This is a genomic window from Brevibacillus fluminis (genome assembly GCF_052072235.1).
GTDB lineage: Bacteria > Bacillota > Bacilli > Brevibacillales > Brevibacillaceae > Brevibacillus_D > Brevibacillus_D fluminis_A.
In genome coordinates this window covers 3213111-3236179 of sequence record NZ_CM125436.1, presented here as the reverse complement: position 1 = coordinate 3236179, position 23069 = coordinate 3213111, and the positions used below count along the sequence as shown (strand labels likewise).

Below are 23069 nucleotides of genomic sequence, written 5' to 3'. Positions count from 1 at the left end.
TGTCACAAGGAGAAGGTGGCTTTTTTGGCTTTGTTGTTTATGCAAAACAAACGTAAATAAATTTTGTCTATTGTATTTACAAACAAATATATTTATCGTTTAATAATCATCAAGGGAGCTTGCAGCCGCAATCGGTCAAGACAAGGATGTAATCGGCGACATCTATGGGAATGACAAATTTTTGAATATCACGAATTTGCAAGAGTTCCCTGCAAAGCTGGTCCGGATGATCGCCCGTTATTTGTAGGTGAAACAAAAGGAAAGGATGAGAAACATGAATCGCAGGGCTGAAATCAAGCTCCAGTATAAAGAAATCAAACCGGAAGCGGGCGTGTACCAGATACGCAATACGCAAAATGACAAGCGCTTGGTCGCTAGCACGCTGAACCTGAAGACGATCAATGGCAAAACGTTTTCGCTCCGACAAGGTTCACATGTAAACAAAAGTCTGCAGCAAGAGTGGAATGAATACGGGGAAGGCGCTTTTGCCGTCGAGGTTCTGGAAGTATTGAAGCGCAAAGAGCAAGGTTATTTCGATCCGGCCGATGCTTTGGAGAAGCTGGAGGCAAAATGGATCGAGCAGTTGCAACCGTTCGGCGAGCGGGGCTATAACGGGAAAAAACCATAAAAGATGGAAATGGTAAAAATAAGGGGCAGATATACCATGAAGGCGAAAGTAGCGGTCATTACGGGTGCGGCAGAAGGAATCGGCAAAGCGCTCGCACTGCGGAGCATAAAAGAAGGGATGAAGGTCGTTCTTGCCGATGTGGAGGAACGTGCGCTGGCAGCCACAGAAGCTGAGTTGCGAGAGGCAGGCGCTGACATCATGGGGGTAGTCACCGATGTGGGGAATGAAGCCGACATCAAACGTCTGGCAGAAGAGACGATACGCACATATGGAGGCGTCCATTACTTGTTCAACAATGCCGGCGTTGGGGCGGGGTCCTTGTTGTGGAACAGCACGGTGGCCGACTGGCAGTGGGTGTTGAATGTCAATCTATGGGGGCTGATCCATGCGACTCGCACGTTTGTCCCGATCATGCTGGAGCAGGACACACTTTGCCACATTACCAATACAGCGTCGATGGCCGGATTGGAGAGCGGGCCGGGGAATAGTATCTACCGTGTTACCAAGCATGCCGTCGTCGCATTTTCCGAGACGCTGTACCATGAGTTGAAGCTATCGCAGGCCAAGGTGGGGGTATCTGTGCTCTGTCCCGGCTTTGTCCAAACCAAAATCTGCGATGCAGAGCGGAATCGCCCGGAAGGACTGCGCAATTCGCCGGAGGAAGAGGGACGTTCGCCGATCGGAACCGCTATCGCGCAATTCATCCGCGAGGGCGTGAAAACGGGAATGAAGCCGGATGAAGTCGCGGACATCGCGTTTGCGGCGATCAAGCACAAACGTTTTTACATTTTGCCTGACAGCCAGTGGAAACGACCGGTCAAACAGCGTCTGGAAGACTTGTTGGAGGAGCGCAATCCAACGTTTGTGGTGCCGTAAATAGTGTTCGATTCAAATAGACAAACGACAAAACGCCAACCATGTTAGTTGAAGCCATGGTCGGCGTTTTTGTCATTGGTTATCCGATAAAGCCCATCTGCCTTTTCACCACATTGCAGTTTTCGGTCGATGTCAGCATTTCGAGCAGTGTGAACGCCACATCGAACGCAGTCGAAGGGTTAAACGAGGTGATGACGTTCCGGTCGACGACAATCGGCTCATCGCCAAGGACGTTTGCACCCATTTCGGCAAGCTGATTTTGGCGGTTGCGATTGCTCAAGTTGTACGTCGTTGCTTGGCGACCTTGCAGAACCCCGCTTTTGCCGATCGGCAGCGCGCCGACGCAGATCGAAGCGATGACCTTGTTTTGACGATCGAATTCACGGATGAAGGCCAGCACATCCGGGCGATACGCATCTTCGTAAAAGCCAGCCTGTTCAAAGCCTCCGGGCAGGGCCAACGCATCGAATTCGTCGACGGTAACCTCGTCAAGCGTTTTTTCCGGCAGTACGGTAAAGTTCCATGTGCACGTCAATTGAGGGCGTGTCCCAACCGTGATCAACTCGGTGGCGCCATCGCCCTCTTCTTTGTTCCAGCCGAACACATCGGTGAACACGCTCGCCTCGACAGCTTCAAATCCATTGGGCAACAACAGGCAAATTCGTTTCATTCCACTCTCGCTCCTTGTCTGATCGGTGATCTACAAGGATCATATGCCACATTCTGTGATTCGTAAAATTGAAAGTTCTGATCCGCACGTTCAGGATTTCTAATCAGAAAGAGGCTACCTGACAACGGCGCGCGCAAAATGGACATGCTCAAAAGCGGAGTAGCCATGGGTCTGTCCTTGGAAAAAGCGGGCCTGAATGTCAGCGGGAGCGAGGTTTTCTTCCAGCTTCCAGCCGAGGTCCGCAAGCAAGGCGGCGAGCGTCTGCGGGTCAAAGCCTGTTATCATCGGCTCGCCGGTTCGGGCTACGACCTGGAGCATTTTTTGTACGCGAGGAGCGGCGATTGCGGGATCGAATGCAGCGGGATCGAGATAGTCGAAAAGGATGGTGCTGCCGGAAGGGGCGAGCTGGGCGATGGCCCGGAGCGTATCCTGCACCACATCCTGCGGCAGGTAGTACGTGACGCCAAGCCAGCTGAAAAAGCTGCGCTGATTCGGAGAAAACGGTGATGCCAGCAATTTTTCGACCAAACGTTCCCGGGTGAAATCGACAGGTACAAAGTGGAGGCAGTCAGGAAGCTCTGGCGAAAAAGCAGCAATCCGTTCGCGCTTGTCTTGCTGTGTCGCGGGATGATCCACTTCAAAAACGTGCAGCTGCGCCGTTGGCGGCTTCCGGAACGCATACGTATCGAACCCGGCGCCCAAAATGACATACTGCTGTACGCCATCGGCGAGGGCTGCATGAAGTGAATCTTCGGTATATTTGGCCCGGGAGAGCGTGATCGGGGTGCTCTGGTTGCGCATGACGATCGCCAGTGCTTCCTCCTGATTCAACTGCTGATCGGCATACTGAGGGGCAAAAAAGGGAAGCGCAGCCGCCATGTTTCGGCCAAGCAGAGCGAACTCTCCTTCGCGAAACAAGCGGTGCGCCATGGAATCGTCAAAAATGTGCGGAGAATCGAAGCGTGAATGATACGCGCGCCCGAAAGCGCTGATCAATGCGGTCAGACTGGATTGATGATCTTGCATAGAGATAACCTCCTAAACAGGTAGGGTGGAAGGCAGGTGCATCTCTATTTTTATCACAAGAAAACGTATGAAGTAAATATATTAAATTTTAATCATAACACAAAAATAAATTTTTGTCAATATATCGATGTGCAAAATTTTGTGCGTTTTTTACTGGGAAATGACATGCGTATGATGCGAACGCTGCTGCTTCTTCTGCCAGCGGACATGGCCATTGCGGAAAAAAATCAGGCTGATCAATAAAATCGCAGCGAATCCGAAAAACATCGCGGTGCCTCCGTACTTTTGCAGCAGCAGACCACCGATGACAGGGCCGAGGAAACTGCCCAGCTCGGTCAGATTTTGTGCACCGTAATACGTGCCGCGCATGTCGTCAGGCGTAATGCGGTCGATCAGGATGAATTCGCTTGGTATCATCAAAATCTCGCCGACCGTGAAAACAATCATGGATGCGATGAACGATGCCCATCCGCTTGACAGCCCGAAGCCGATCGTACCGAGGGTGAACAGGAGGGTGCCGGTCACGACCATGAAAAACGGCGAATGCTTTTCCGCCCAGCGGGTCAGCGGGTATTGGAGGAGGATGACGCCGACGCTGTTGACTGACACGAGCGTGCCGTAAAGCAGCTCGCCATTCGCGATGCTCCCTTCCAAATGCTGCTGAATGGTGACGGACCATTTGCCATGCACCATTGTGCTGATGATTCCTCCGAGGATAAAGGACAGCAATATTTTGTCCCGCGCGATCGTTTTCATGGCGGAGGCAAATGTGGTCTGCTCGCCGGACTGGCCGGACACATGCCTGATGCCGTAACGGTTGAGGCAGATGTGCAACGCGATGGTATAAACCAGGAGAAGCACTGCCGAACAGTAAAACGGGTTCAAAACGCCAGACAGTGAAATGTAGGCACCGATCGCGGGCCCTGCCGCATAGCCGATGTTCGTGGCCACATAGCGCAGCGAAAAGACGCGCATCCGTTTATCCGTTGGCGTCATATCGCTCATCAATGCTTTTGCCACAGGAGCGTAACAGGCGACACACCAGCCGTCGAGGATCATGATGAAAAACAGCGCCGCGGGATGATCCGCCATGCCCAACGCAACGAACAGCGCGACCGACAAATACAGCGAGACGAGAATGACTTTGCGCCGGCCGATCATGTCGGAAAGCGTGCCGGCAAAAAATCCGCCGAACATGGATGCAAGCGAGCCGACGCCGACGATCAACCCGATCATCACGGGATCGATGTGATGGACGCGCACGAGATACAGCGGCAAATACAAAATGCTGATGCAATTGGCGACGGCCAGTGTGACCGCGCCAGCCAGCAAGAGATGGACGACCGGATGGAATTCTTGCAAAAAGAGCCGTAAGCGATTCATTGTCCACCCTCCTGGTTCGACGGGAAAATGAAGGATTGCAAAAGCTGCTGCAACGTCTCAAAACCATGCGGCCGCAAACTGTAACGCTGCGCAGTCGAATGCCCGGCATAATGAGCGTGAATCATCCCGGCCCGGCGCAATAACGACAGATGGTGATTGACCGTGCTTTTTGCCAACCCGATGTTCTGTTGAATATCGGAAAAACTGCAAGGCTGCCGGGCGATCAAGCGGAGAATTTTCAGCCGCTTGTCGTCCGCAAGTGCTTGCGTAGCGTCCTGAAGCGTCCATGAAGGCTGGTTGAGTCGCTCGTCTAAAAGCCGGGAAGGATACAGGCACGTGCAGACCGAACGGTGAAAATCGATGATCGCATATGGATGGCAATGGTACTGAGGGATGAGATAGACCGTCTGCAGCCCGGAAACCGGCTCGATCACCATGCCGTTGGTAGCCCGATCCACCACCTCCCAAGCCGGCAGCGTATCTGCCATCTGTCGCTTCTCGGAAGCGTCCTGATGCAGTCCTTCAATCAGGCTGCTGTCGACCGTTTGAAAATAGTGGCGGTTCCATTCCGACAGCAAATAGACGGACCGGTCGCGAATCTCTTCCAGATTGCCAGGGATGCTATCGACCCAAGGAGCGAGCCGTTCATAGATGTCGCCAGGCGATTGGGCGGCAAGCCAGTCCAGAAATGACGGGACGGAATCTTTTTGGGGGCAGAGGCTGACCAGCAAATTGATGCGGTGCAGCACTTCCCAGCGTTCGTCCGACAATTCCTGTGCGAACGAATGAGAAAGGCCGCGGGCGACTTGATCGCGCCATTCACTCCCAAGCCGCGCATGCTTCATTTGCTTCCAATGAATGAACGTATAAAAGCTGGTGACCAATTCATAGACGGGCGAGCTGTCAACGATCAGGTTATATGTCATCTTGTTCGACTCCTGTAAAATTTAACGTTAGTTCGATAAAAAACGAACAAAATGAGCGTACCATAAAATCGCTCGGTTGGAAAGAGCGAGTTCCAACGAACAATCCGGATCGTGTAAAGATAGTACCAAGGGCTTGTCTTGGCCATGAATGGAGAAAACGGGGACGTCTGACGTAAACAGACATCCCCGCTTGGCAATGGATGTTTAATAGTAAGGGCCGTAAGGTGGAAAGCCAGGCGTGGTTTGATAGGTCGGAAGAGGATACGGATACGGGTATGGATACGGTAATGGAAACGGTTGTGCATAGTTGGCGCCATCATATCCGCCGCCAAATCCGCCACGATTGAAAAAGAACGGAGTCAAGAAGAGAAGCGGGAGAACCCAGCCTGCGCCGCCAAAGCCAAGGCGAACTTGCTCGATGGAGTATTGAGTCGGGTCGATCGGGTAGTGGAAATGATGCTCCATTTGCTGGTGCATGGGCTGTTGCTGATAGTCTCCCGGTTGATTTTGCTGTTCGTTCATCGGATTCACTCGCAATCTGTAAGTAGTTTTCTCTGTAGTAATGTATGTGCATTCGCCCGGGGCGTGATAGATGCACAGGAAAATGGGCGGATAACGAGCGAAGCGGTACACACAGATAAAAAGCGCTGCCTCACAGGCAAGCGCTCATTTCGTCGGACGTTGTTTGGTTTGTTTTTTGACCTGGCGAACCGTTATGGAGCGCAATTGGGCGGGTGTAAGCGGGCGGACTTGACTGTGATTGCGGTTGCTCGCCCGCAGAACGCTGCCGACACCTTTTGCCGTAGCGACACGGGTCTGAAACACTTGCATGAACCATTCGACCGGATAGGCAATCGAGCGCCTGCCATCGACGGTACCGGCGAAATTGACGGCGGCTGCGAAATGATCACGTGCCCGCAGCCAGACGGAGCCGGAGTCGCCGGGAAGCGAAACCCGGTTGACGCCTCTGATGACCGTTTGATTGCGAAACCGGATCGTCCCCAGATTCCCGTAGTCACCGTAATCCACCATGATATCGGTATGGATCGATTCGACCACGCCTTTTACCAGACCTGTCGTTCGGCCCACCTTTTTCATGCGGTCGCCGATCCGGTACGAGGACACATGCCCCGGCAATTCGCCGACCGTGGCATAGCGCGGTGTCAAGAGGCTGTTTCGTAGCGGAATCGAAGTTGCGCCATCCACAAAATTAGCGCCGGTTTTGCGCAAGGCGACGAAACGGTCCAACCGTCCGATCGTGTCGATGCCCGAACGTCCGCCATCGGCGCCGCCTGGCTGGAGTGTTTCCGTGAAGGAGGGCGAATTGTCGCTGTTTAACACATGGTTGTTGCTTAACACGTACAATTGGTTTCGCTCCGGAAAATTGGTCACGATCAAGCCGGCCGTTCCTGACGCATCCGGCCGTCCAACGCTGTAGCCGGCTTTCACCGGGCGGATTTTTTCCTTGTACCGGTTGGTCTGGATGCTGGCAAAGGAACGAAAGCCGCCGGAACGAATCGTGCGCACGGGGACGGAGATGGATGAGCCGGAGAGCTGCAAGCCGACCGCTTGAGGGACGAGCCGCATGATGGAAGGATGGTTCCCGTGCGTATAAACGATCAGGCAAGCGCCTTGCTTGCGGTTTTTTTCATTCAAGAAGCCGATGCCGACTGATATGCTCCCATCATAGTAGACAGTAGAAAAAAACAAAACTTCTACTTCTACAATGATGGGAGTTTTTATGATGTCTAAAAGAAGTTTAACTTCTTTTGAAACGAAATTACATGTTGTACAGCGATGCTTAGAGCACAAATCAAATTCAAACTATGAAGCGAAGCAGCTAGGGGTTAGCTCACACACTGTGAAAGAATGGATAAGAAAATATAGAGCAGATGGTTTGGATGGGTTAAAGGAATCGAATACGTGGAAATCATACGCAAAAGAATTGAAGCTTGCCGCTATTAAAGATGTACTGTCTGGTCATTGCTCCGTAGAAGAGGCGACAAAGAAGCATCGTATTTCAAGTAGAAGTGTTTTGGGGAAATGGATTTCCAAGTATACTAATGAGATAGAATTGAAACCTACACGTAAGGGAAAAGGACTATCTCGTATGAATAAAGGACGTAAAACAACTTTCGAAGAACGTATTGAAATTGCTCAATATACAATCGCTAATGGTTTAGATTATCAGAAAGCTATCGAAAAGTACGGTGTATCTTACCAGCAGGTGTACGCCTGGGTTCGGAAATATCAAGCAGGCAGTGAGGATGCTCTTAGGGACAATCGCGGTCGCAAAAAGCCTGTAGAGGAACTCGATGAGCAGGAACGTCTAAGACTACGGATCAAGGAATTAGAAGCTCGAAACGAATACCTAGAGATGGAGAATGCCTTCGCAAAAAAGTTGGCAGAGATCAAGCGACGAAATACACGCTCACGTTAGTTCGTCATGCAGACTTGTATCACGCGATCCAAGAACTGCATACGGAGAAAGGCTACGCGATCACGAAGCTGTGTGAGCTAGCTGGAGTTGCTCGATCTGCCTATTATAAATGGCTAAAATGGAAGCCATCCACCAGAGAACTTGACATTCTTTCACTCGCTAAGGAAGTGAAACTTCGCTATGACAAACGAAAGGGCGCTCTTGGCTATCGTCAAATCGGCACACAATTGAATCGAAAACTCAAGAAAAATTACAACGAAAAGCGTTATTATCGAATAATGCGTGCTCTTGGATTGAAAGCCGTCATTCGTAAGAAACGGCCAAACTACGTAAAATCCTCTGAAGTACATGTGGCTGAAAATGTAATGAATCGTGAATTTCACGCCGATTCTCCAAATCTGAAATGGTGCACAGACGTCACCGAGTTGAAGTACGGGAATGGTCGTAAAGCCTATCTGAGCGCTATTGTTGATGTATACGATAACTCCGTCGTTTCATGGGTTTTAAGTCACTCCAACAACAATAAACTCGTTATGGATACGGTGAAGAAAGCGTATAGGAAGAACCCAGGAGTAACTCCACTTCTCCATAGCGACAGAGGCTTTCAATATACTTCACATGAATACAATCGTCTTATGAATAAATATTGTTTTAGCAAGAGTATGTCTCGTGTGAGTCGATGCCTGGATAATCAACCCGTTGAACGATTTTGGGGAACATTTAAGTCAGAAAGCTTTTATTTGGCTAAACACGACACTTACGAAGACGTACTTCATAACGTGAGCCGTTATATCCGCTACTACAACAATTACCGCTATACAGAGCGTTTAAATGGCTTGTCTCCTAACGAGTATCGAAAACAAGCTGCATAAACATAAGATCAGAAAAAACCCTCCGTTCTGTAACATATGAACGGAGGGTAATAGAATAACTTTTTTGTTTTTACACTGTCTACTTGACAGGGGGCACTTCAGACGCCGGCGATGCCTCTTTTTTTCATCATGGTGCGGACCATTTTCTCTTTTGCCAAGTAGGCATGAAAAAAAGTTGCCACGTTTCTCTCTCCCTTTTATGCACGGCCTTTTTCCTTGTATCGGTTCATGCTATGTTCGGAAGGGGAAAAGCGTATGGATGGCTGTTCCGCCGCATTCGCCCGAAAAAGACGGGCGGCTCCATGGTTTGACAACCCGTCTGAATTCGTTTTAACTGTATGTGATGGGTGGTTATGTTACCGTCCCGTGAAACGCCAACAGGCTCGGCACCGCCGGGTTTTCTTCATCGTGTAAGAATTTATAAGTGCATGCGCTTATAAATTCTGGAGCGGAAGAAAAACTTCCACAGATCGAAGGATCTGCTTCTTGAAAGGGCTTCTGAAAGAAGTTTTTCTTCACATATACCAAACTTCAATAGATTGGAGCAAGTCACGTATGTACCGCAATTTGGAAGATTGCATCATCGATCTGGAAAGGAACGGCCATCTGGTTCGGATCAAGGAAGAGGTTGATCCGGATTTGGAAATGGCTGCGATTCACCTGAAAGTGTATGAAGCGGGTGGCCCTGCCTTGCTGTTCGAAAATGTGAAAGGGTCGAAATTCCGGGCAGCGTCCAACCTGTTCGGGACGATCGAGCGCAGCAAGTTCATTTTCCGCCACACGTGGGAGGCTGCGGAAAATATCGTCGCGCTGCGCAATGATCCGGTCAAGGCACTCAAGCAGCCGTTGAAAAATATCGGCAACGGCCTTGCCGCATGGAAGGCGCTGCCGGCCAAAAAGACGAGCAGCTTGCCTGTGACCGCCAACAAAATCAAGATTGAAGATGTGCCGCTCATCAAAAGCTGGCCGATGGATGGAGGCGCCTTCATCACGCTGCCGCAAGTCTATTCGGAAGATCCGGACAAGCCGGGGATCATGAATTCCAATCTGGGCATGTACCGCGTGCAACTTAATGGCAATGAGTATGAGCTGAACAAGGAAATCGGCCTGCACTACCAAATTCATCGCGGGATCGGCGTTCACCATGAAAAAGCCAGCAGGCGCGGCGAACCGCTCAAGGTGAGCTGCTTTGTCGGCGGCCCTCCGGCACATACGCTGTCAGCCGTCATGCCCTTGCCGGAAGGATTGAGCGAAATCGCGTTCGCCGGTTTGCTTGCCGGACGCCGGTTCCATTACAGCTACATCGACGGATATTGCATCAGCAACGATGCCGATTTCGTCATCACGGGTGACATCCATCCAGGCGAGACGAAGCCGGAAGGACCGTTCGGCGATCATTTGGGCTACTACAGCCTGACGCATCCGTTCCCCGTGATGAAGGTGAAAAACGTGTATGCCAAACCGAATGCAATCTGGCCGTTCACGGTTGTCGGCCGTCCGCCCCAGGAGGACACGTCGTTTGGCGCGCTGATTCACGAATTGACCGGAGACGCGATCAAGCAGGAGATTCCGGGCGTAAAGGAAGTGCACGCGGTCGACGCTGCAGGCGTTCATCCGCTGCTGTTTGCGATCGGGAGCGAACGGTATACCCCTTATCTTGCGGTCAAGCAGCCGACCGAGCTGCTGACGATCGCCAATCGCATTCTGGGGACCGGTCAATTAAGCCTTGCCAAATATTTGTTCATCACGGCGGAAGACAAACAGCCGCTGGATACACACGATGAAGTGGCATTTTTGTCCTATATTCTCGAACGGATCGATTTGCACCGCGATCTTCATTTTCATACCAATACGACGATCGATACGCTCGATTATTCCGGTACGGGCTTAAACAGCGGGAGCAAAGTGGTTTTTGCCGCGTATGGCGAGAAAAAACGGGAGCTGTGCACAGAAACGCCGCAAGAGCTTACCGAACTGCGCGGTTTTACAGGGGCGCGTCTGGTCATGCCAGGCATCGTGGCGCTGCAAGGACCGGCCTTTAGCACCTATGCAAAAGCGCAAGAAGAGCTGCATGACTTGTGCGACATGATTCGTTCCCGAGGGGCGCTGCCGACGTGTCCCATGATCATCCTGTGCGATGACAGTGCATTTTTGAGCGAATCGCTGAAAAATTTCTTTTGGGCGACGTTTACCCGCAGCAATCCGTCGCATGACATGTACGGCGTGAACAGCTACTATGAACACAAGCATTGGGGCTGCGACAACGTCATTATTGACGCACGAGTCAAGCCGCATCAAGCACCGCCGCTGATTCCGGACCCGCAGGTCGAAAAGAACATCGAGCGGCTGTTTGCAAAAGGCGCGAGTCTGGCCGGAATCCTGTAACAGCGGCATAGCTGTCAAGCGACTTGGACAAGCTACCACTTGAACAAGGAGGTGGCGACATGTCCAGCAAAAACAACAAAAGCAAAGACCTCGGCAAAAACCGTGGAAAAACGCTCGATACCAATGATCAAAACAGCAACATCCGCGATAGCGATTACAACGACAATCACAAAAAATAAGCATCGCATGGAAATCAGGCAAGCCGTACGCGAAAGCGGATGGCTTGCTTTTCTTACGTGCGTTCGCGAAAAATCGTTTGTGCGCCCTGTAGGCAAGCATGCTATAATGTCCAAAGCTATGCTTGAAAACGGAGGCTCAGAAATGACAGAACCGATGATGGAGAAAAAACAGGTAGAGCTGGGGACGCAGGCTTTTTTGGTGCTGTGCCAGCTTTTTGACGGATGCTATGACGAATTGAGCACGCGAACGGAATTGCAGCATGTGACCGAGACGATTGCAGCGGAGTTGCTGAGCGGCGTCGCATTTTTGAAGGAGCAGCCGAAGCCGCCGAAACAGGTGGCCATCGCCTTGGCATTGCCGGAACTCTTTTTCTTGCAAAAATTGCTGAAAGAAATGCTCGAAAACGTGCCGGAAGTGACAGCCCAGCCGAAATCGCGGGAATGGCTGGAAGAGTGCTTGCAGACGTTGGGACGTGCGGTTCTGCAGTAAGCGGCAACCCCTCATACGCATTGGAATGCGCCAGATTTTGCTGGCGTATTTTTTTGTAGCTCCAGGCTTTGGCTCTGGCTGGCGAATGCCAGAAACGCAAACCAGCGAAGAAAGAGTATCGTATTTGCATGCGTTTTCATGTATGATGGTTCGGTGGAGTTGAATGAGGTGTAAGGGAAGAGGAAATATCCCAAACTGAAACGTATGATGGGAGGGGGTCGATGAGATGAAGCAAGCCATTTATAAAATTGGCTATGAACGCGTGAACAAGCGTGAATTGATGGAGCGGCTCGATTTGCATGACTGTCTGATCATGGAGCATTGTCCGCTGCAACCGAATGTGGCTGACGCGGACCAGGACCTGCCCCCGGAAGAGGAGCGCCATAAAGTTCTGGTCAGGTTTCAGGAGCAGCCGAGCGAGTGGATCACGTTTACCGGCGTTTATCAGATCATACATAGAGAGCCGATTCCATGGCTCGATTCTCCGATGGAATATTATTTATACGGCACCGAGCTGTCGCCAGCGAACGTTCGCCGCGAAAAGGCGCCGCAAGCCCGCATTCCGGCACGGACGAAGCTGCAAATTACCGCCATCCGCAACGGAATCGTCTATGTGACGGTGCCCGGGCATCCTTCACGCCGGTATGAGGTGATTCTGCCGTATGCACGCTTTGCCCGTGATACACCGACAGAACTGGAAATGAAACTTCAAGTGTACGCCTTTCCCCCACGAGCGGATATTTTGGTCGATTGGCTGCTGCGCGAAGGAAGAAAAAGCGGGTTCGTGACCCAGCCGACGGGTGAGCGGGTACAACGGTCGGCCTTTCAGGTGTGGGACGAGCTGCGCAAAGGGTATCACTTGAGTGCGAGCGCGGCGATTCTCGCGATCAAGCAAGCGCTGCTGATTCTCGACCGGGCAGGCGTGACCAGTGATTTTCCATATCCCGTGCATGAGCTATCCGACCTTTCGCAAGCGACGGATGAGGAGCGGGACGCCTTTTATTCCTATCATGCGGTCAAATCGGCGCTTGCAGCCGTTTCAGCCCTGCTGACGACGGACCCATCGGAGCCGCTGCAGGATCTGTTGTTGATGGATGTCATGCTGGAACAGCAAATCAAGCGAAAGCGCGAATCGTAATTTGCGCCAGCACCAAAACCAGCCGATCGTCAGGCTGGGCTTTTTTCTATGGAGGGATTCAAGCGCTGCCAGACGGCGCCTGTTTCAAACGCAACGGGCAAAATGTGGCAGATTCGTAACGCCGATTCTTCAGGGCTTCCTGTCGAGTCTTTTTTTGTTACAATAGGGACGATACCCATCAGAGTGCATGGAGGTTGCTATGGAAGCAAACGTTTCACTTATATTGGCATTTGGTGCAGGGTTCCTGTCATTTATCTCCCCATGCTGCTTGCCTTTATATCCATCGTTCATTTCATACATCACGGGAATCACCGTCGATGAGGTCAAAAAAGGGCGCACCGTTTTTCAGCGTCAGGCACTGTTACATACGCTTTTTTTCATTCTCGGGTTTTCGATCGTGTTCATCGCGCTTGGACTTTCCACGACCTGGATCGGCAGCTTCTTCAAAAACCAGCAAGATTTGATCCGCCAATTGGGCGGCATTTTGCTCGCCATCATGGGCTTGGTCATGACCGGACTATTCAAAATGGACTGGATGATGAAAACGTGGAAAGTTGATTTAAAATCCCGGCCAATCGGGTATACTGGTTCCATATTGGTGGGGATCACCTATGCGGCGGGGTGGACGCCTTGTGTCGGACCGATCTTGACGTCCATTATCGCACTGGGCATGGCTGACCCGACGCGGGCGTTATCCTACACGCTTGCGTACACGGTCGGCTTCGCGATTCCATTTTTTGTAATGACGTTTTTCATCAGCAAAATCAGAGCCATTCTCAAATACTCGGACCTGATGATGAAAATCGGCGGCGGCGTCATGATTTTGTTCGGGATTTTGCTCTACACCGACCAATTGACGATCATCACGAGGGTGCTCATCAATTTGTTTGGAGGATTCACCGGATTCTAACTCAATACATACAAGAGGTGTTCTTCTTTGAAAAAGTGGGGTTTTTTGTTCGTTTTCGTCTTGCTTGTCGGTTTTACTGTATATACCAATATGAATAAGAGCATGGCTGTCGTCGCGGAGCAAAAACCGACGGTAGGCTATTCTGCGCCGCATTTTTCGCTGGTTGGTCTGGATGGGCAAACGTACAAAGTGGGCGGAAAACGGGAAAAACCTTTGGTTATCAATTTCTGGGCTTCCTGGTGCGGTCCGTGCAAGGAAGAAGCGCCTGATCTGGCAAAAATGTATAACAAATACAAAGGCCAGGTCGATTTCTATGCCGTTAACTCTACCAGCAACGACCAGCTGGCCGATGCGAAGACGTTCGTCGAAACGTTTAACCTGCCGTTCCCCATCCCTTTGGATGAAAAAGGGGAAGTCGCCAAGAGGTATCAAATCATGGCGTTTCCAACGACGTTTTTCGTGGACAAGAACGGGATGATCGTGCATCAAGTGCTGGGAATGCTCGATGAAGCAGAGCTAGAGAAGCAATTGAAAAAACTGTTGTAAGCGAGAAACAATGTCGTGATATCGTCCGTGCCTGTAAGGCAGCTGGTCGGTATTTTTTTTTCTGCCGAATTGAAAAAAACAGGCTGCCGAGTCAGCAGCCTGTTGGTCGTGATGAAAGAGTCTCTATTTTTTGATGAAAAGGCGCTCCGTGCCCGTTACGTCGCGATACAGCAGCTGTCCGCATGCCTCGCCGTCAGGAGGGAGGATGCGCACCAGCTCATCGACAAAATCGGTGACGAAGGTAAGCTCGGTGCCGGTAGAACCGACGGGGGTCATGCCGTATTTGTAGCGGGCGCCATATCGTTTCGCCATCTCGATGTACAGGCGATCGTCTTCGTACGAGATGATCACAGGCCCGACGGTCATATCGCGTAGCTCGTACACGCCTGCCAATGATGCAAGCTGCGACAAGGCTACCTCAATTGCCGGGAGATGAGGCGGCGCTTGCACATTTTCACCGAGCGCAATGCGAGCGAGGTCGTCCGTGATGCGTTCGACAGGCGTGATGATCATGTTGCTGCAAAAGATCACAACCAGTTCATCGTCCGGATAACGGGCGATATGAGCCGTATAGCCGCCGACATCGCCGAGGTGGCTGATTTTTTTGCGTGTCACCCCTTGCACGGTCGCGTTGGAAATGAACCAGCCGTACCCGCCGTATGTATCGGGATAGGTTGTGAACATGCGTGTCAAACAATCGGAGCTGATCAGCTCGCCGGTGTGCAAGGCACGATCCCAGCGGTACAAATCTTCAACCGTGGCATACAGACCATACGCGCCAAGCGCCTTAGACATGTCCTCATGCTCGGGATGGATCAGCGATTTCCAGACGGAGTAACCGGAAGCTTGCCCTTTGACGACGGTGCGGCCATTATCGCAGCCTGAGTCGAGCATGCCAAGCGGCTGCAAAACCTTCGTGCGCATATAGTCGGCATATGACAGCCCGCTCGCTTTTTCGATGATGGCGGTCAAAAGGATGTAGCCGGCATTGCTGTACGCACAATCCTCGCCGGGAGCGAACGCAAGCGGCTCATCGCGGAACAGCGCGATAATATCCTCGATGGAAGCCGAGAACAAGCGCATGTCGTTTTGCCAAAATTGCAGCGTCGCCGCGTAGTTGTACAGCCCGGATGTGTGCGTCAGCAAGTGGTGGATCGTGATACGCTCCCCATTCGGAAAGTCAGGGAGATGGTTTGCGACAGGATCATCTACATGCAGCAACCCCTGATCTTGAAGCTGCATGATCGCAAACGCCGTAAATCCTTTCGACAGCGAACCAATCCGGAATTTCGTCTGTGGTGTATTGGGAATGTCATGCACCGCATCGGCCGTCCCAAACCCTTTTGCTACCAGTACGTTTCCACGGTGTGCGACGAGCACGGAGCCGTTCAGATAGCCGCGGCGATCCATCGCGTTCAGGTAGTCGTACAGCGCAGGTACACGGTCGGCAGGCGCGGGTGGGGTTGGCACATAGTCTTCCTTTAGCAGTGCCAATGCTTTGACATCGTGCCATGTTTCGTACCCTTCGTGCCACAGGTGCTGGCGCATGATGCCTTCTTCCTGGAATCCGAGCTTTTTCAGAATACGCTCGGAAGCACCGTTCTCCAAAAAGACTTCCGCGCAAATCCGGTGATTGCGCAACCCGTCAAAAATGTAAGAGATGACCGCCCGCAGCGCTTCGGTCATGATTCCTTGATTCCAATAGGCCTGGGCCAGCTCATAGCCGATGACGATCGGCAGTTTCCAGCGGAATGGGCCGCGCACCGGGTTGATGATGATCGTCCCGATCACGATGTCATCGCTTTTTAACGTAATGCCCCAGCGGATCAGCCGGTCTTCCTGAAAGCCTTCGTTCCAGCTGGCGATCATTCGCTTGGCGGCTTCTTCCGAAGAAGGGCCAAACCAATCCAAATATTTCGTCACCTCGCGATCCGAATAGTAGCCAAACAGATCGGCGGCGTCGTGTTCGGTCATCTCGCGCAAGCGCAGGCGTTGTGTTTCGAGTGTAGGGAAGCTTTTCAATGAACTCATCGTGAGTTTCCTCCTTTTATCGTTGCGATCAGAAGGAACCGACACTTCGGAGAGAATGGAGATAGAAGATTTCCAAAAGAAAAAGCGGAAACCAAAAAAGGTTTTCCGCTTGGAATCGTTTATCGCTACCGATTGCCTGCGTTCCCTGTAATGGTTAAAAGTGGACAGACGTATCCCGTAGTCGGCAGCCCGTTTCAAAAAAACGGCTAGAACGTCGATACGATCTTCACTTTATTGCGTAACCATTACAATGTAGCTGGCATTCGCTAGATTCCCCTTTCGTCTATCTCCTGCTCTCGATCGTACTTGGAAAAAAACGGGTTGTCAACCATTGCTTTTGATAAGGCTTGGTTTTCGTCGGTTACCTTTACCATTGCGGATGGCATAAACCATTTTCACGCCACATAAGGTAATAACGCATGGATCTTGATGTGCGTGGGTGTCGAAGATTTGCGGGGAGGGGATCATCGGTGCAAGGAGTAAAATTGCTAGACAAACTGGAAAAGGAGAAGCGTCCTGTCAAACTGACGCGCATGGATCTCGGCACGGATGCTGCCTGTGATGAGGGCAGTACATTTCCAAGCAAACGCTTTCAGGAGACGAAACGGGGTTATTTCAGCATGATGGAGAATGATCCATACGAAATATGGGATAAACATTAGACGAACAACTAGAGAGGGCAGTGCCATTCCCACATATGATGATAGGGCGATACCTATCGGCGGGAAGGGGCAGAGGTCCTGTGGCAAAAACGGGGAAAAAGATCAAAAAGAAAGATCCGGCAGCAGTTGAACGCAGCAAACGCAATATGAAAATTGTCACGTCACAAACATGTGCGGCATGCAAGCAGCAATGCCAGCGCGGGTTAACCTATTTGGAAAAGATGTCGAAGCCAGGGGCGATCGGCTTTGGCGTCCCATGCATCTTGACCAGAGGAAAATAAACGGCTGCAAAGCCCTGTGCACGGCATCGCTGTGCCGGGGCTTTGTGTTTGCGGCCTTTTCGCATGTGCAAGACTGGTAAACTCGCCTATTTTCCCGTACTATGAAGAGAGTATCTACATAACCGAGCATGCTTGGCAAGGAGGAGAAAAGGGATGAGGCCCCTGCAAATATCGGCTGAAACCGCTGTGAAGCTGGCGGAAAAACTGAATGTGCCGCTCGAGCAGCTCATGCACATGCCCCAGCATATCTTGATGAAAAAGCTGATGGAGCTTGCCCAAGAGAGCAAGGAAACCGAGGAAACCAAAGGAGGAGACGAATCATGAGCAAAAACGTAGCGGATAAACTGGGCAAAGGTTTAAAGCCCGCAGCATTTATCGAGTCGATGGAAAAAAACAAAGAGGCATTCCTGAACTGGTACGAATCGTTTGCATGGGAACACGAGGAGGATCAAAAGTTTTTTCAATCCTTGCAGTTCCGCGATGACTTGCGCTGCCTGATCCTCGCGGCTGAATGGTGCGGCGATGTCGTGCGCAATGTGCCTGTCGTCTTGAAAGCGCTGGAAGAGACAGGCATGCCTGTAGAAATTTTGGTGATGGAAGATCATCTGGATACGATGGATCAGTTTTTGACCATGGGCGGACGGTCGATTCCGGTCGTCATCATCGCCGATACCGGCGGTTACGTGCTGGGTACGTGGGGCCCGCGTCCAAAACATGTGCAGGAGGTCATGGTCGCGTTCAAACAAGCGAATCCGGACCGCAGTGCAGCGGATTATGAAGAGAACATCAAGGTAGCGCGCAGCGAGATGCTGAAGCAATACGGCGAGGGCACCGGTTATCAAACGGTGATTGTCAAGGAATTGCGCAACCTGCTCTCTTCGTTCTAAGCAGGTAGACCGATGCATTATTACGGCAATGAAACGATCATGTCATTGGAGCAAGTGCTGCGCTTGCGCCCCAATGAGATTCGCATTCTCGAATGGGTGCGCAGCTATGAATTTCTGGAAAACTCGTACGGCATCGACGAAGCCGTCCCTGCATTTTTGGAAATCAAATGCGAGGAAGACGGGGTTCGGATCCGCCGCAACCGGATCACCGATTTTCCGGATTACGTCTGTGAAGCCGAGCAGGTTTTCTCGGATGTGGAAGCAGCGCTTGCCGTTTTCGTAACATGGGCGGAAGAAGTCCTGCAGGAAAAAGACCAGGCAGAGGAGAGGGAATGAGCGATCATTCTCTCTTTTTTTAAAAAAAAACTACTATTGACGTTTGAATCTATCATATGGTATATTCAAAAAGCATCAAAGAGATGCAATAATATGATCGTGCCGGTGTAGCTCAATTGGTAGAGCACCTGACTTGTAATCAGGGGGTTGTGGGTTCAAGTCCTATCGCCGGCATGTTTGTTTTTTCTCAATTGAATCTTGCCGGTGTGGCGGAATGGCAGACGCGCGCGACTCAAAATCGTGAGGGAAACCGTGGGGGTTCAAGTCCCTTCACCGGCACTAGTGAAATAGGCTTATGAATTTGCTGATGACAGCGGTTCATAGGTCTATTTTTTTGTGCCCAACCGTTTCGATCCGTACGAAATTGCAACAAATCGTCTAAAGCTTACGTTTATATAAGAATAACGAACCGTTTCAAACTTGTAGAAGACCTTTTACGCGGTTCGATTGGTTTGTGAGCAGGAGGAGTGAAATGAGAAAAATAGCAGCAGGGTTGCTTGTTGGGGCAATTGTTTCTTCAGCCGCGGTAGCATCTGCGGCATCCCCCATTACACTGGTGGTGAACGGTCACGTGAGCAAACCAAATGTCCCTTTGCCAATCATACAAGGGAGGGCATTCGTTCCCGTGCGTGCCGTCGCAGAGGATTTGGGGGCTTCCGTGAAGTGGGATGATGTCCAGCGGACGGTTTACGTGTTCACAGGAGAACAGAAAGAGGATGTTTCGTTTGCAAGGAGCAAGACAACACCGCCGTCTTCCGCGCTGAGACTCGCAGTCAACGGGAAAGAAATCAAATCCGAGGTTCCACCCCGCCTGATCGATGGCAAAGCATGGGTTCCTGTTCGAGCGTTGGCTGAAGCATTGGGGAGCGGGGTCCAATGGCATGCATCCCAAAAAACGGTCTGGATTACAAACAAGATCGTCAATCCTTCCGCAAAGGATTTCCACGGTCAGGCGATGATTACGTTCTCTTATGATGACGGGTTGGATACATTTTACGATTTTGCCTTGCCGTTGCACGAAAAATACGGAATTCCGGCTACAGACAACGTCATTGCCGGAAAGATAAAAGACGGTGCGCGGACGATGTATCTCGATGCGGATCAAATAAAAGAGATGAATCATCGCGGAGTTGAAATCGGTTCCCACAGCTATTCGCATGAAGCAGGCTTAACGACGCTCTCGGATGAGCAGTTGGACTTTGAATTGCGAGAAAGCAAAGCGGCGCTGGAACAGATTGTTCCACAGGTTCAAACGATCGGAATCCCGTTTTCCCTGTATGATAAGCGGGTGGAAGCTGCCGTGAAAAAATATTACAAAGCGGCGAGAAATTTTGAACACCTGCAGAACGACGTTCCATTGAAAGACAAATTATGGCTGCATACAGCCATTGCCGTAACCAATGAGACGACTTTCGATCAGATCAAACAGCGAATTGATCAGGCGGTCAAAAACAAGCAATGGTGCATCATTATGCTGCATGGGATCGACCCGGATAACCGAGACCTGTATGAAATAAAGCCAGCGTTGCTGGAGAAGGTGCTCGCCTATGTTGCGAGTTTGGGTCGAGAGAAAATTTTGCCTGTCAATACGATTGATGGAGTGTCGATTGCCGGAAAATAGATGGACAAAAACGGTCGTCTGAAAACAGTCGACCGTTTTGCATGATTTTATTGATTTGCTTGGTTAATGATGCTAAGCGAATGGGTAAGCGCCGATTTGCACTGGCTGGCATCGGGGCTTCCTGTACGAACGGCTGCCAAAACATCGTCAATCGTTTCGTCAATTTTGGTCCATGTGGTGCCGTCGATTTTTCTCAGCGTAGGCTCGGATAGATCCCATTGGTGTTCCAAGTTGTCCGCCCCTTTTTTCGCGGAAGCAAAGTCTTTCGCATTGACCTTGCTCATCATGTCATTTTCAATCGTAACAAATTCGGTCAATTTGCCATGTAAGGCAGTCTTTGCAGAATCGGCTTGTGTTTTACCGTCGGTTTTCGTTTGCGTTGAACCGGCTTGCGATTTGCCATCGGTTGTCGTTTGCGTTGAATCGGCTTGCGATTTACCATCCGTTGTCGTTTGAGTAGAGTCGGCTTGGGATTTACTATCGGTTGCCGATTGTGATGGATCGGTTTGCGATGCCATTTGATTTGCTTCGGTTAACGTACTGAGCGAATGGGCAAGTGCCGATTTACACTGGCTGGCATCGGGTGAGCCTGAACGAACGGCTGCCAACACAATGTCAATCGTTTCATCAATCTTCGTCCAAGTGGTACCGTCGATTTTTCTGAGCGTAGGTTCGGATACATCCCATTGGTGCTCCAGGTTGTCCGCCCCTTGTTTCGCAGATGCAAAATCATTTGCATTCACATTGGCAAGCATATCCTTTTCAATTTGAATAAAATCACGTAATTGCCCGACGAATGACGCTTGTGCAGAAGCAGTTTGCGCAGTGATCTGATTGTTTAACCCAACATAGCCGCCGATCCCAACGGCTACGAACATACACAAGACCACAACGGTTTGCACCAGAACATTTTTCTTGTTTTCGTATGTTTGTTGTGTTTCTGTTGCTCCCGTTTTTGCCGAACTGTCATATTTTGTAACAGCAAGAAATACGATGATCGCTAAAATCGCGATAAGGAAGATGACGCTTGTGACGGTTGTTCCCAAACCTAACCCGCCGTTATTTGTTGCTTGAGACAAATAATCTCCTAGCGATGCTCCGAGCGGACGGGTAAGAATATACACAATCCAAAACGCTAAAATCCCATCCAGTTTCAAAAACTTCCATGCCACGAATACGCAAGCGCTAATCAGAACGACTGTTATTCCCGTGTAAAGATAACCAAGACCGAGTTGTTCGGAAAATAAATCGCCGACAGCTGTTCCAAGCGCAAAGGTGAAAAGGATCGTAAGCCAATAGAAAACCTCTCGTTTTCTCGTATAAATCGAGTGAATGGAGAGTGTTTTTTCACTGCGATACCAGAAAAGAAACGTTAACCCAAGCAGTACCGAGAAAACGGCTGTACTCGTCTCAAGTGGTACTCCCACATTGTCTGTCAAATTATCGGTTACCAACGTTCCGCATACGCTAATGAGCACAACTGTTATCCAGTAAATGGATGGAACATATTTGGTTGCTCTGAATTGCACGAACAAGATAAGCAAAAATACGATTCCCATGACGACGGTCGTGAACGTTAACCCAAATCCGAGATTAAAATTGAGGAAATCGGCAAATGTTTCACCGACGGTCGTGCATAGAACCTTAATGATCCAGAAGAAGATCGTGACTTCAGGTACTTTGCTACGTAACATTTTCATTTTGCTTTGGTTCAGTTCCATGTATAAATTCCTTTCTTTGCAGTAGTTTCCCACCGCTTCTTTTTTGGGCATGTCATTGTAGGAGCGAAATTAGCGTAATACAGCGGGATTAAAATAAGATTAAAAAGCAATCGCTCGCTACACATAAAATGGGGTATCGGTTCGCAGAGGAAAAGCCCGGCCGGCGAAAATGGCCGCATGTACCGTCGTCGATCCTAGGAAGCATGCATATAAAAGAAAGAGAAACGGATGTCAGGGGATAAAAGGGGGAGACAGAAGATGATTCCTGCCATGAGGGAGTACCGCGTATCACAACCATACGGAACACAGGTGAATCCCGCCACGAACCAAACAACGTTTCATGCCGGGATTGATATGGTCAAGCCGGCTTATGCGGATATCGCTGCTTTCGCCCGAGGGGTGGTCGTCTTCGCGGCGTATGGGCAAACGGGCACCGGTGTCGGCGGATATGGCAACACCGTCATCTTGCGCGACCGCCATGATTATCTCCACATGTATGCGCATCTGACCGATTATCGGGTAAAAGTCGGCGACGAGGTGCTTGCGGGCAGTATTGTCGGACGGGAAGGAATGACAGGGCAAGCCACGGGGCAGCATTTGCATTATGAGGTGCGCCGGGATGGACCGTCGTTTGGCTATGGGCTGCATACCGATCCTGTCCTTTACATGGACGCGTATTTCGCCACCGAACTGAAAGATCCGGCACATGCATGCGGGATCTCGTACGATGGGACACTTTTGCCGTTTACCGGCGGGATTGTCGACGGCAAATCGTTTTTGCCGGTGAGAGCCCTTGCCGAAGCGGTTGGCAAAGGGGCGGAAGTCGAGTGGAACAACACGACCAGGCTTGCGGGCATAAAGGGAACGGAGCTGATGACGACATTTTTGCTGGATGCCAAAGCGTATGCCTGGTCACGCGAATTGGCTCGTGCACTGGGACTTGACATTGGATGGGATGATACGGCGAAGGTCGTCCAATTGACAACGGCTCCTTGAGCAGGCTGCCTCACTCTTTTTTCTTTTGTCAAAATTTTGTATAGTTATCGTAGAAAAGAGAGGAG

Annotated in this window: 24 protein-coding genes and 2 tRNA genes; 18 read left to right on the top strand and 8 right to left on the bottom strand. The window is 50.7% G+C overall.

Features of this window, described 5'->3' with window-relative positions:
* Positions 1-274 precede the first annotated feature (274 nt).
* On the top strand, positions 275-628 hold the full coding sequence (locus ACTID9_RS16080; RefSeq protein WP_441065523.1) for a GIY-YIG nuclease family protein: 354 nt from the start codon (positions 275-277) through the stop codon (positions 626-628).
* Positions 629-664: 36 nt separating this feature from the next.
* Positions 665-1504: an SDR family NAD(P)-dependent oxidoreductase gene (locus ACTID9_RS16075; protein WP_441065521.1), complete on the top strand. Its 840-nt coding sequence runs from the start codon at positions 665-667 to the stop codon at positions 1502-1504.
* A 79-nt stretch (positions 1505-1583) separates the two neighbouring features.
* On the opposite strand, the gene ACTID9_RS16070 is transcribed toward ACTID9_RS16075, so the two are convergent.
* The 6 genes from ACTID9_RS16070 to ACTID9_RS16045 all read right to left on the bottom strand — a co-directional run bounded on the left by ACTID9_RS16070 (position 1584) and on the right by ACTID9_RS16045 (position 7219).
* A complete protein-coding gene (locus ACTID9_RS16070) occupies positions 1584-2174 on the bottom strand; it encodes a DJ-1/PfpI family protein (RefSeq protein ID WP_441065519.1) in 591 nt (196 codons plus the stop codon).
* A gap of 114 nt (positions 2175-2288) precedes the next feature.
* Positions 2289-3200 carry a class I SAM-dependent methyltransferase gene (locus ACTID9_RS16065; RefSeq protein WP_441065518.1) on the bottom strand — a complete coding sequence of 304 codons (912 nt, stop codon included), beginning with the start codon at positions 3198-3200 and terminating at the stop codon, positions 2289-2291.
* A gap of 150 nt (positions 3201-3350) precedes the next feature.
* Complete coding sequence (locus tag ACTID9_RS16060) at positions 3351-4583, bottom strand: MDR family MFS transporter (protein ID WP_441065516.1); 1233 nt, start codon at positions 4581-4583, stop codon at positions 3351-3353.
* Positions 4580-5509: an ArsR/SmtB family transcription factor gene (locus ACTID9_RS16055; RefSeq protein WP_441065514.1), complete on the bottom strand. Its 930-nt coding sequence runs from the start codon at positions 5507-5509 to the stop codon at positions 4580-4582. Before ACTID9_RS16055 ends, ACTID9_RS16060 begins: the two co-directional genes overlap by 4 nt.
* A gap of 204 nt (positions 5510-5713) precedes the next feature.
* On the bottom strand, positions 5714-6031 hold the full coding sequence (locus tag ACTID9_RS16050; RefSeq protein ID WP_441065512.1) for a hypothetical protein: 318 nt from the start codon (positions 6029-6031) through the stop codon (positions 5714-5716).
* Between the two features lie 144 nt (positions 6032-6175).
* Complete coding sequence (locus ACTID9_RS16045) at positions 6176-7219, bottom strand: hypothetical protein (protein WP_441065510.1); 1044 nt, start codon at positions 7217-7219, stop codon at positions 6176-6178.
* A 31-nt stretch (positions 7220-7250) separates the two neighbouring features.
* Between ACTID9_RS16045 and ACTID9_RS16040 the strand changes: the two genes are divergently transcribed.
* The 7 genes from ACTID9_RS16040 (at position 7251) to ACTID9_RS16010 (ending at position 14469) form a co-directional block, all read left to right on the top strand.
* Complete coding sequence (locus ACTID9_RS16040) at positions 7251-7949, top strand: helix-turn-helix domain-containing protein (protein ID WP_441065371.1); 699 nt, start codon at positions 7251-7253, stop codon at positions 7947-7949.
* A 14-nt stretch (positions 7950-7963) separates the two neighbouring features.
* Positions 7964-8821 (top strand): IS3 family transposase, encoded by an 858-nt coding sequence (locus ACTID9_RS16035; RefSeq protein ID WP_441065373.1) that lies wholly within the window; start codon positions 7964-7966, stop codon positions 8819-8821.
* A gap of 555 nt (positions 8822-9376) precedes the next feature.
* Positions 9377-11206: a UbiD family decarboxylase gene (locus ACTID9_RS16030; RefSeq protein WP_441065508.1), complete on the top strand. Its 1830-nt coding sequence runs from the start codon at positions 9377-9379 to the stop codon at positions 11204-11206.
* A gap of 321 nt (positions 11207-11527) precedes the next feature.
* A complete protein-coding gene (locus ACTID9_RS16025; RefSeq protein ID WP_441065506.1) occupies positions 11528-11875 on the top strand; it encodes a hypothetical protein in 348 nt (115 codons plus the stop codon).
* A gap of 226 nt (positions 11876-12101) precedes the next feature.
* Positions 12102-13013 (top strand): hypothetical protein, encoded by a 912-nt coding sequence (locus ACTID9_RS16020; RefSeq protein ID WP_441065504.1) that lies wholly within the window; start codon positions 12102-12104, stop codon positions 13011-13013.
* A gap of 199 nt (positions 13014-13212) precedes the next feature.
* Complete coding sequence (locus ACTID9_RS16015) at positions 13213-13923, top strand: cytochrome c biogenesis CcdA family protein (protein ID WP_122916323.1); 711 nt, start codon at positions 13213-13215, stop codon at positions 13921-13923.
* 27 nt (positions 13924-13950) lie between these two features.
* Positions 13951-14469 carry a TlpA family protein disulfide reductase gene (locus ACTID9_RS16010; RefSeq protein WP_441065502.1) on the top strand — a complete coding sequence of 173 codons (519 nt, stop codon included), beginning with the start codon at positions 13951-13953 and terminating at the stop codon, positions 14467-14469.
* 123 nt (positions 14470-14592) lie between these two features.
* On the opposite strand, the gene ACTID9_RS16005 is transcribed toward ACTID9_RS16010, so the two are convergent.
* The gene (locus ACTID9_RS16005) at positions 14593-16500 is read right to left on the bottom strand and encodes a GNAT family N-acetyltransferase (protein WP_441065500.1); all 1908 of its coding nucleotides are present in this window, start codon (positions 16498-16500) and stop codon (positions 14593-14595) included.
* A gap of 470 nt (positions 16501-16970) precedes the next feature.
* Between ACTID9_RS16005 and ACTID9_RS16000 the strand changes: the two genes are divergently transcribed.
* From ACTID9_RS16000 to ACTID9_RS15965, 8 genes are all read left to right on the top strand, one after another.
* A complete protein-coding gene (locus ACTID9_RS16000) occupies positions 16971-17162 on the top strand; it encodes a hypothetical protein (RefSeq protein WP_441065498.1) in 192 nt (63 codons plus the stop codon).
* An 80-nt stretch (positions 17163-17242) separates the two neighbouring features.
* Complete coding sequence (locus tag ACTID9_RS15995; RefSeq protein WP_441065497.1) at positions 17243-17443, top strand: hypothetical protein; 201 nt, start codon at positions 17243-17245, stop codon at positions 17441-17443.
* 153 nt (positions 17444-17596) lie between these two features.
* Positions 17597-17767 carry a YycC family protein gene (locus tag ACTID9_RS15990; RefSeq protein WP_441065496.1) on the top strand — a complete coding sequence of 57 codons (171 nt, stop codon included), beginning with the start codon at positions 17597-17599 and terminating at the stop codon, positions 17765-17767.
* Entirely contained in the window at positions 17764-18330 is a 567-nt protein-coding gene (locus tag ACTID9_RS15985; protein WP_441065494.1) for a thioredoxin family protein, read from the top strand. Before ACTID9_RS15990 ends, ACTID9_RS15985 begins: the two co-directional genes overlap by 4 nt.
* 12 nt (positions 18331-18342) lie before the next feature.
* Positions 18343-18666, top strand: a complete 324-nt coding sequence (locus ACTID9_RS15980; RefSeq protein ID WP_441065492.1) for a hypothetical protein — start codon at positions 18343-18345, stop codon at positions 18664-18666.
* A gap of 101 nt (positions 18667-18767) precedes the next feature.
* Positions 18768-18840, top strand: a tRNA-Thr gene (locus ACTID9_RS15975).
* Positions 18841-18866: 26 nt separating this feature from the next.
* A tRNA-Leu gene (locus ACTID9_RS15970) sits at positions 18867-18945 on the top strand.
* A 193-nt stretch (positions 18946-19138) separates the two neighbouring features.
* Positions 19139-20287, top strand: a complete 1149-nt coding sequence (locus ACTID9_RS15965) for a stalk domain-containing protein (RefSeq protein ID WP_441065490.1) — start codon at positions 19139-19141, stop codon at positions 20285-20287.
* A gap of 47 nt (positions 20288-20334) precedes the next feature.
* Here the strand turns inward: ACTID9_RS15965 and ACTID9_RS15960 are convergent, their stop codons facing one another.
* Positions 20335-22008: a COG4705 family protein gene (locus tag ACTID9_RS15960; protein WP_441065488.1), complete on the bottom strand. Its 1674-nt coding sequence runs from the start codon at positions 22006-22008 to the stop codon at positions 20335-20337.
* A gap of 258 nt (positions 22009-22266) precedes the next feature.
* Here ACTID9_RS15960 and ACTID9_RS15955 point away from each other — a divergent pair, with 258 nt between their 5' ends.
* Positions 22267-23004, top strand: a complete 738-nt coding sequence (locus tag ACTID9_RS15955) for a peptidoglycan DD-metalloendopeptidase family protein (RefSeq protein WP_441065486.1) — start codon at positions 22267-22269, stop codon at positions 23002-23004.
* Positions 23005-23069 lie beyond the last annotated feature (65 nt).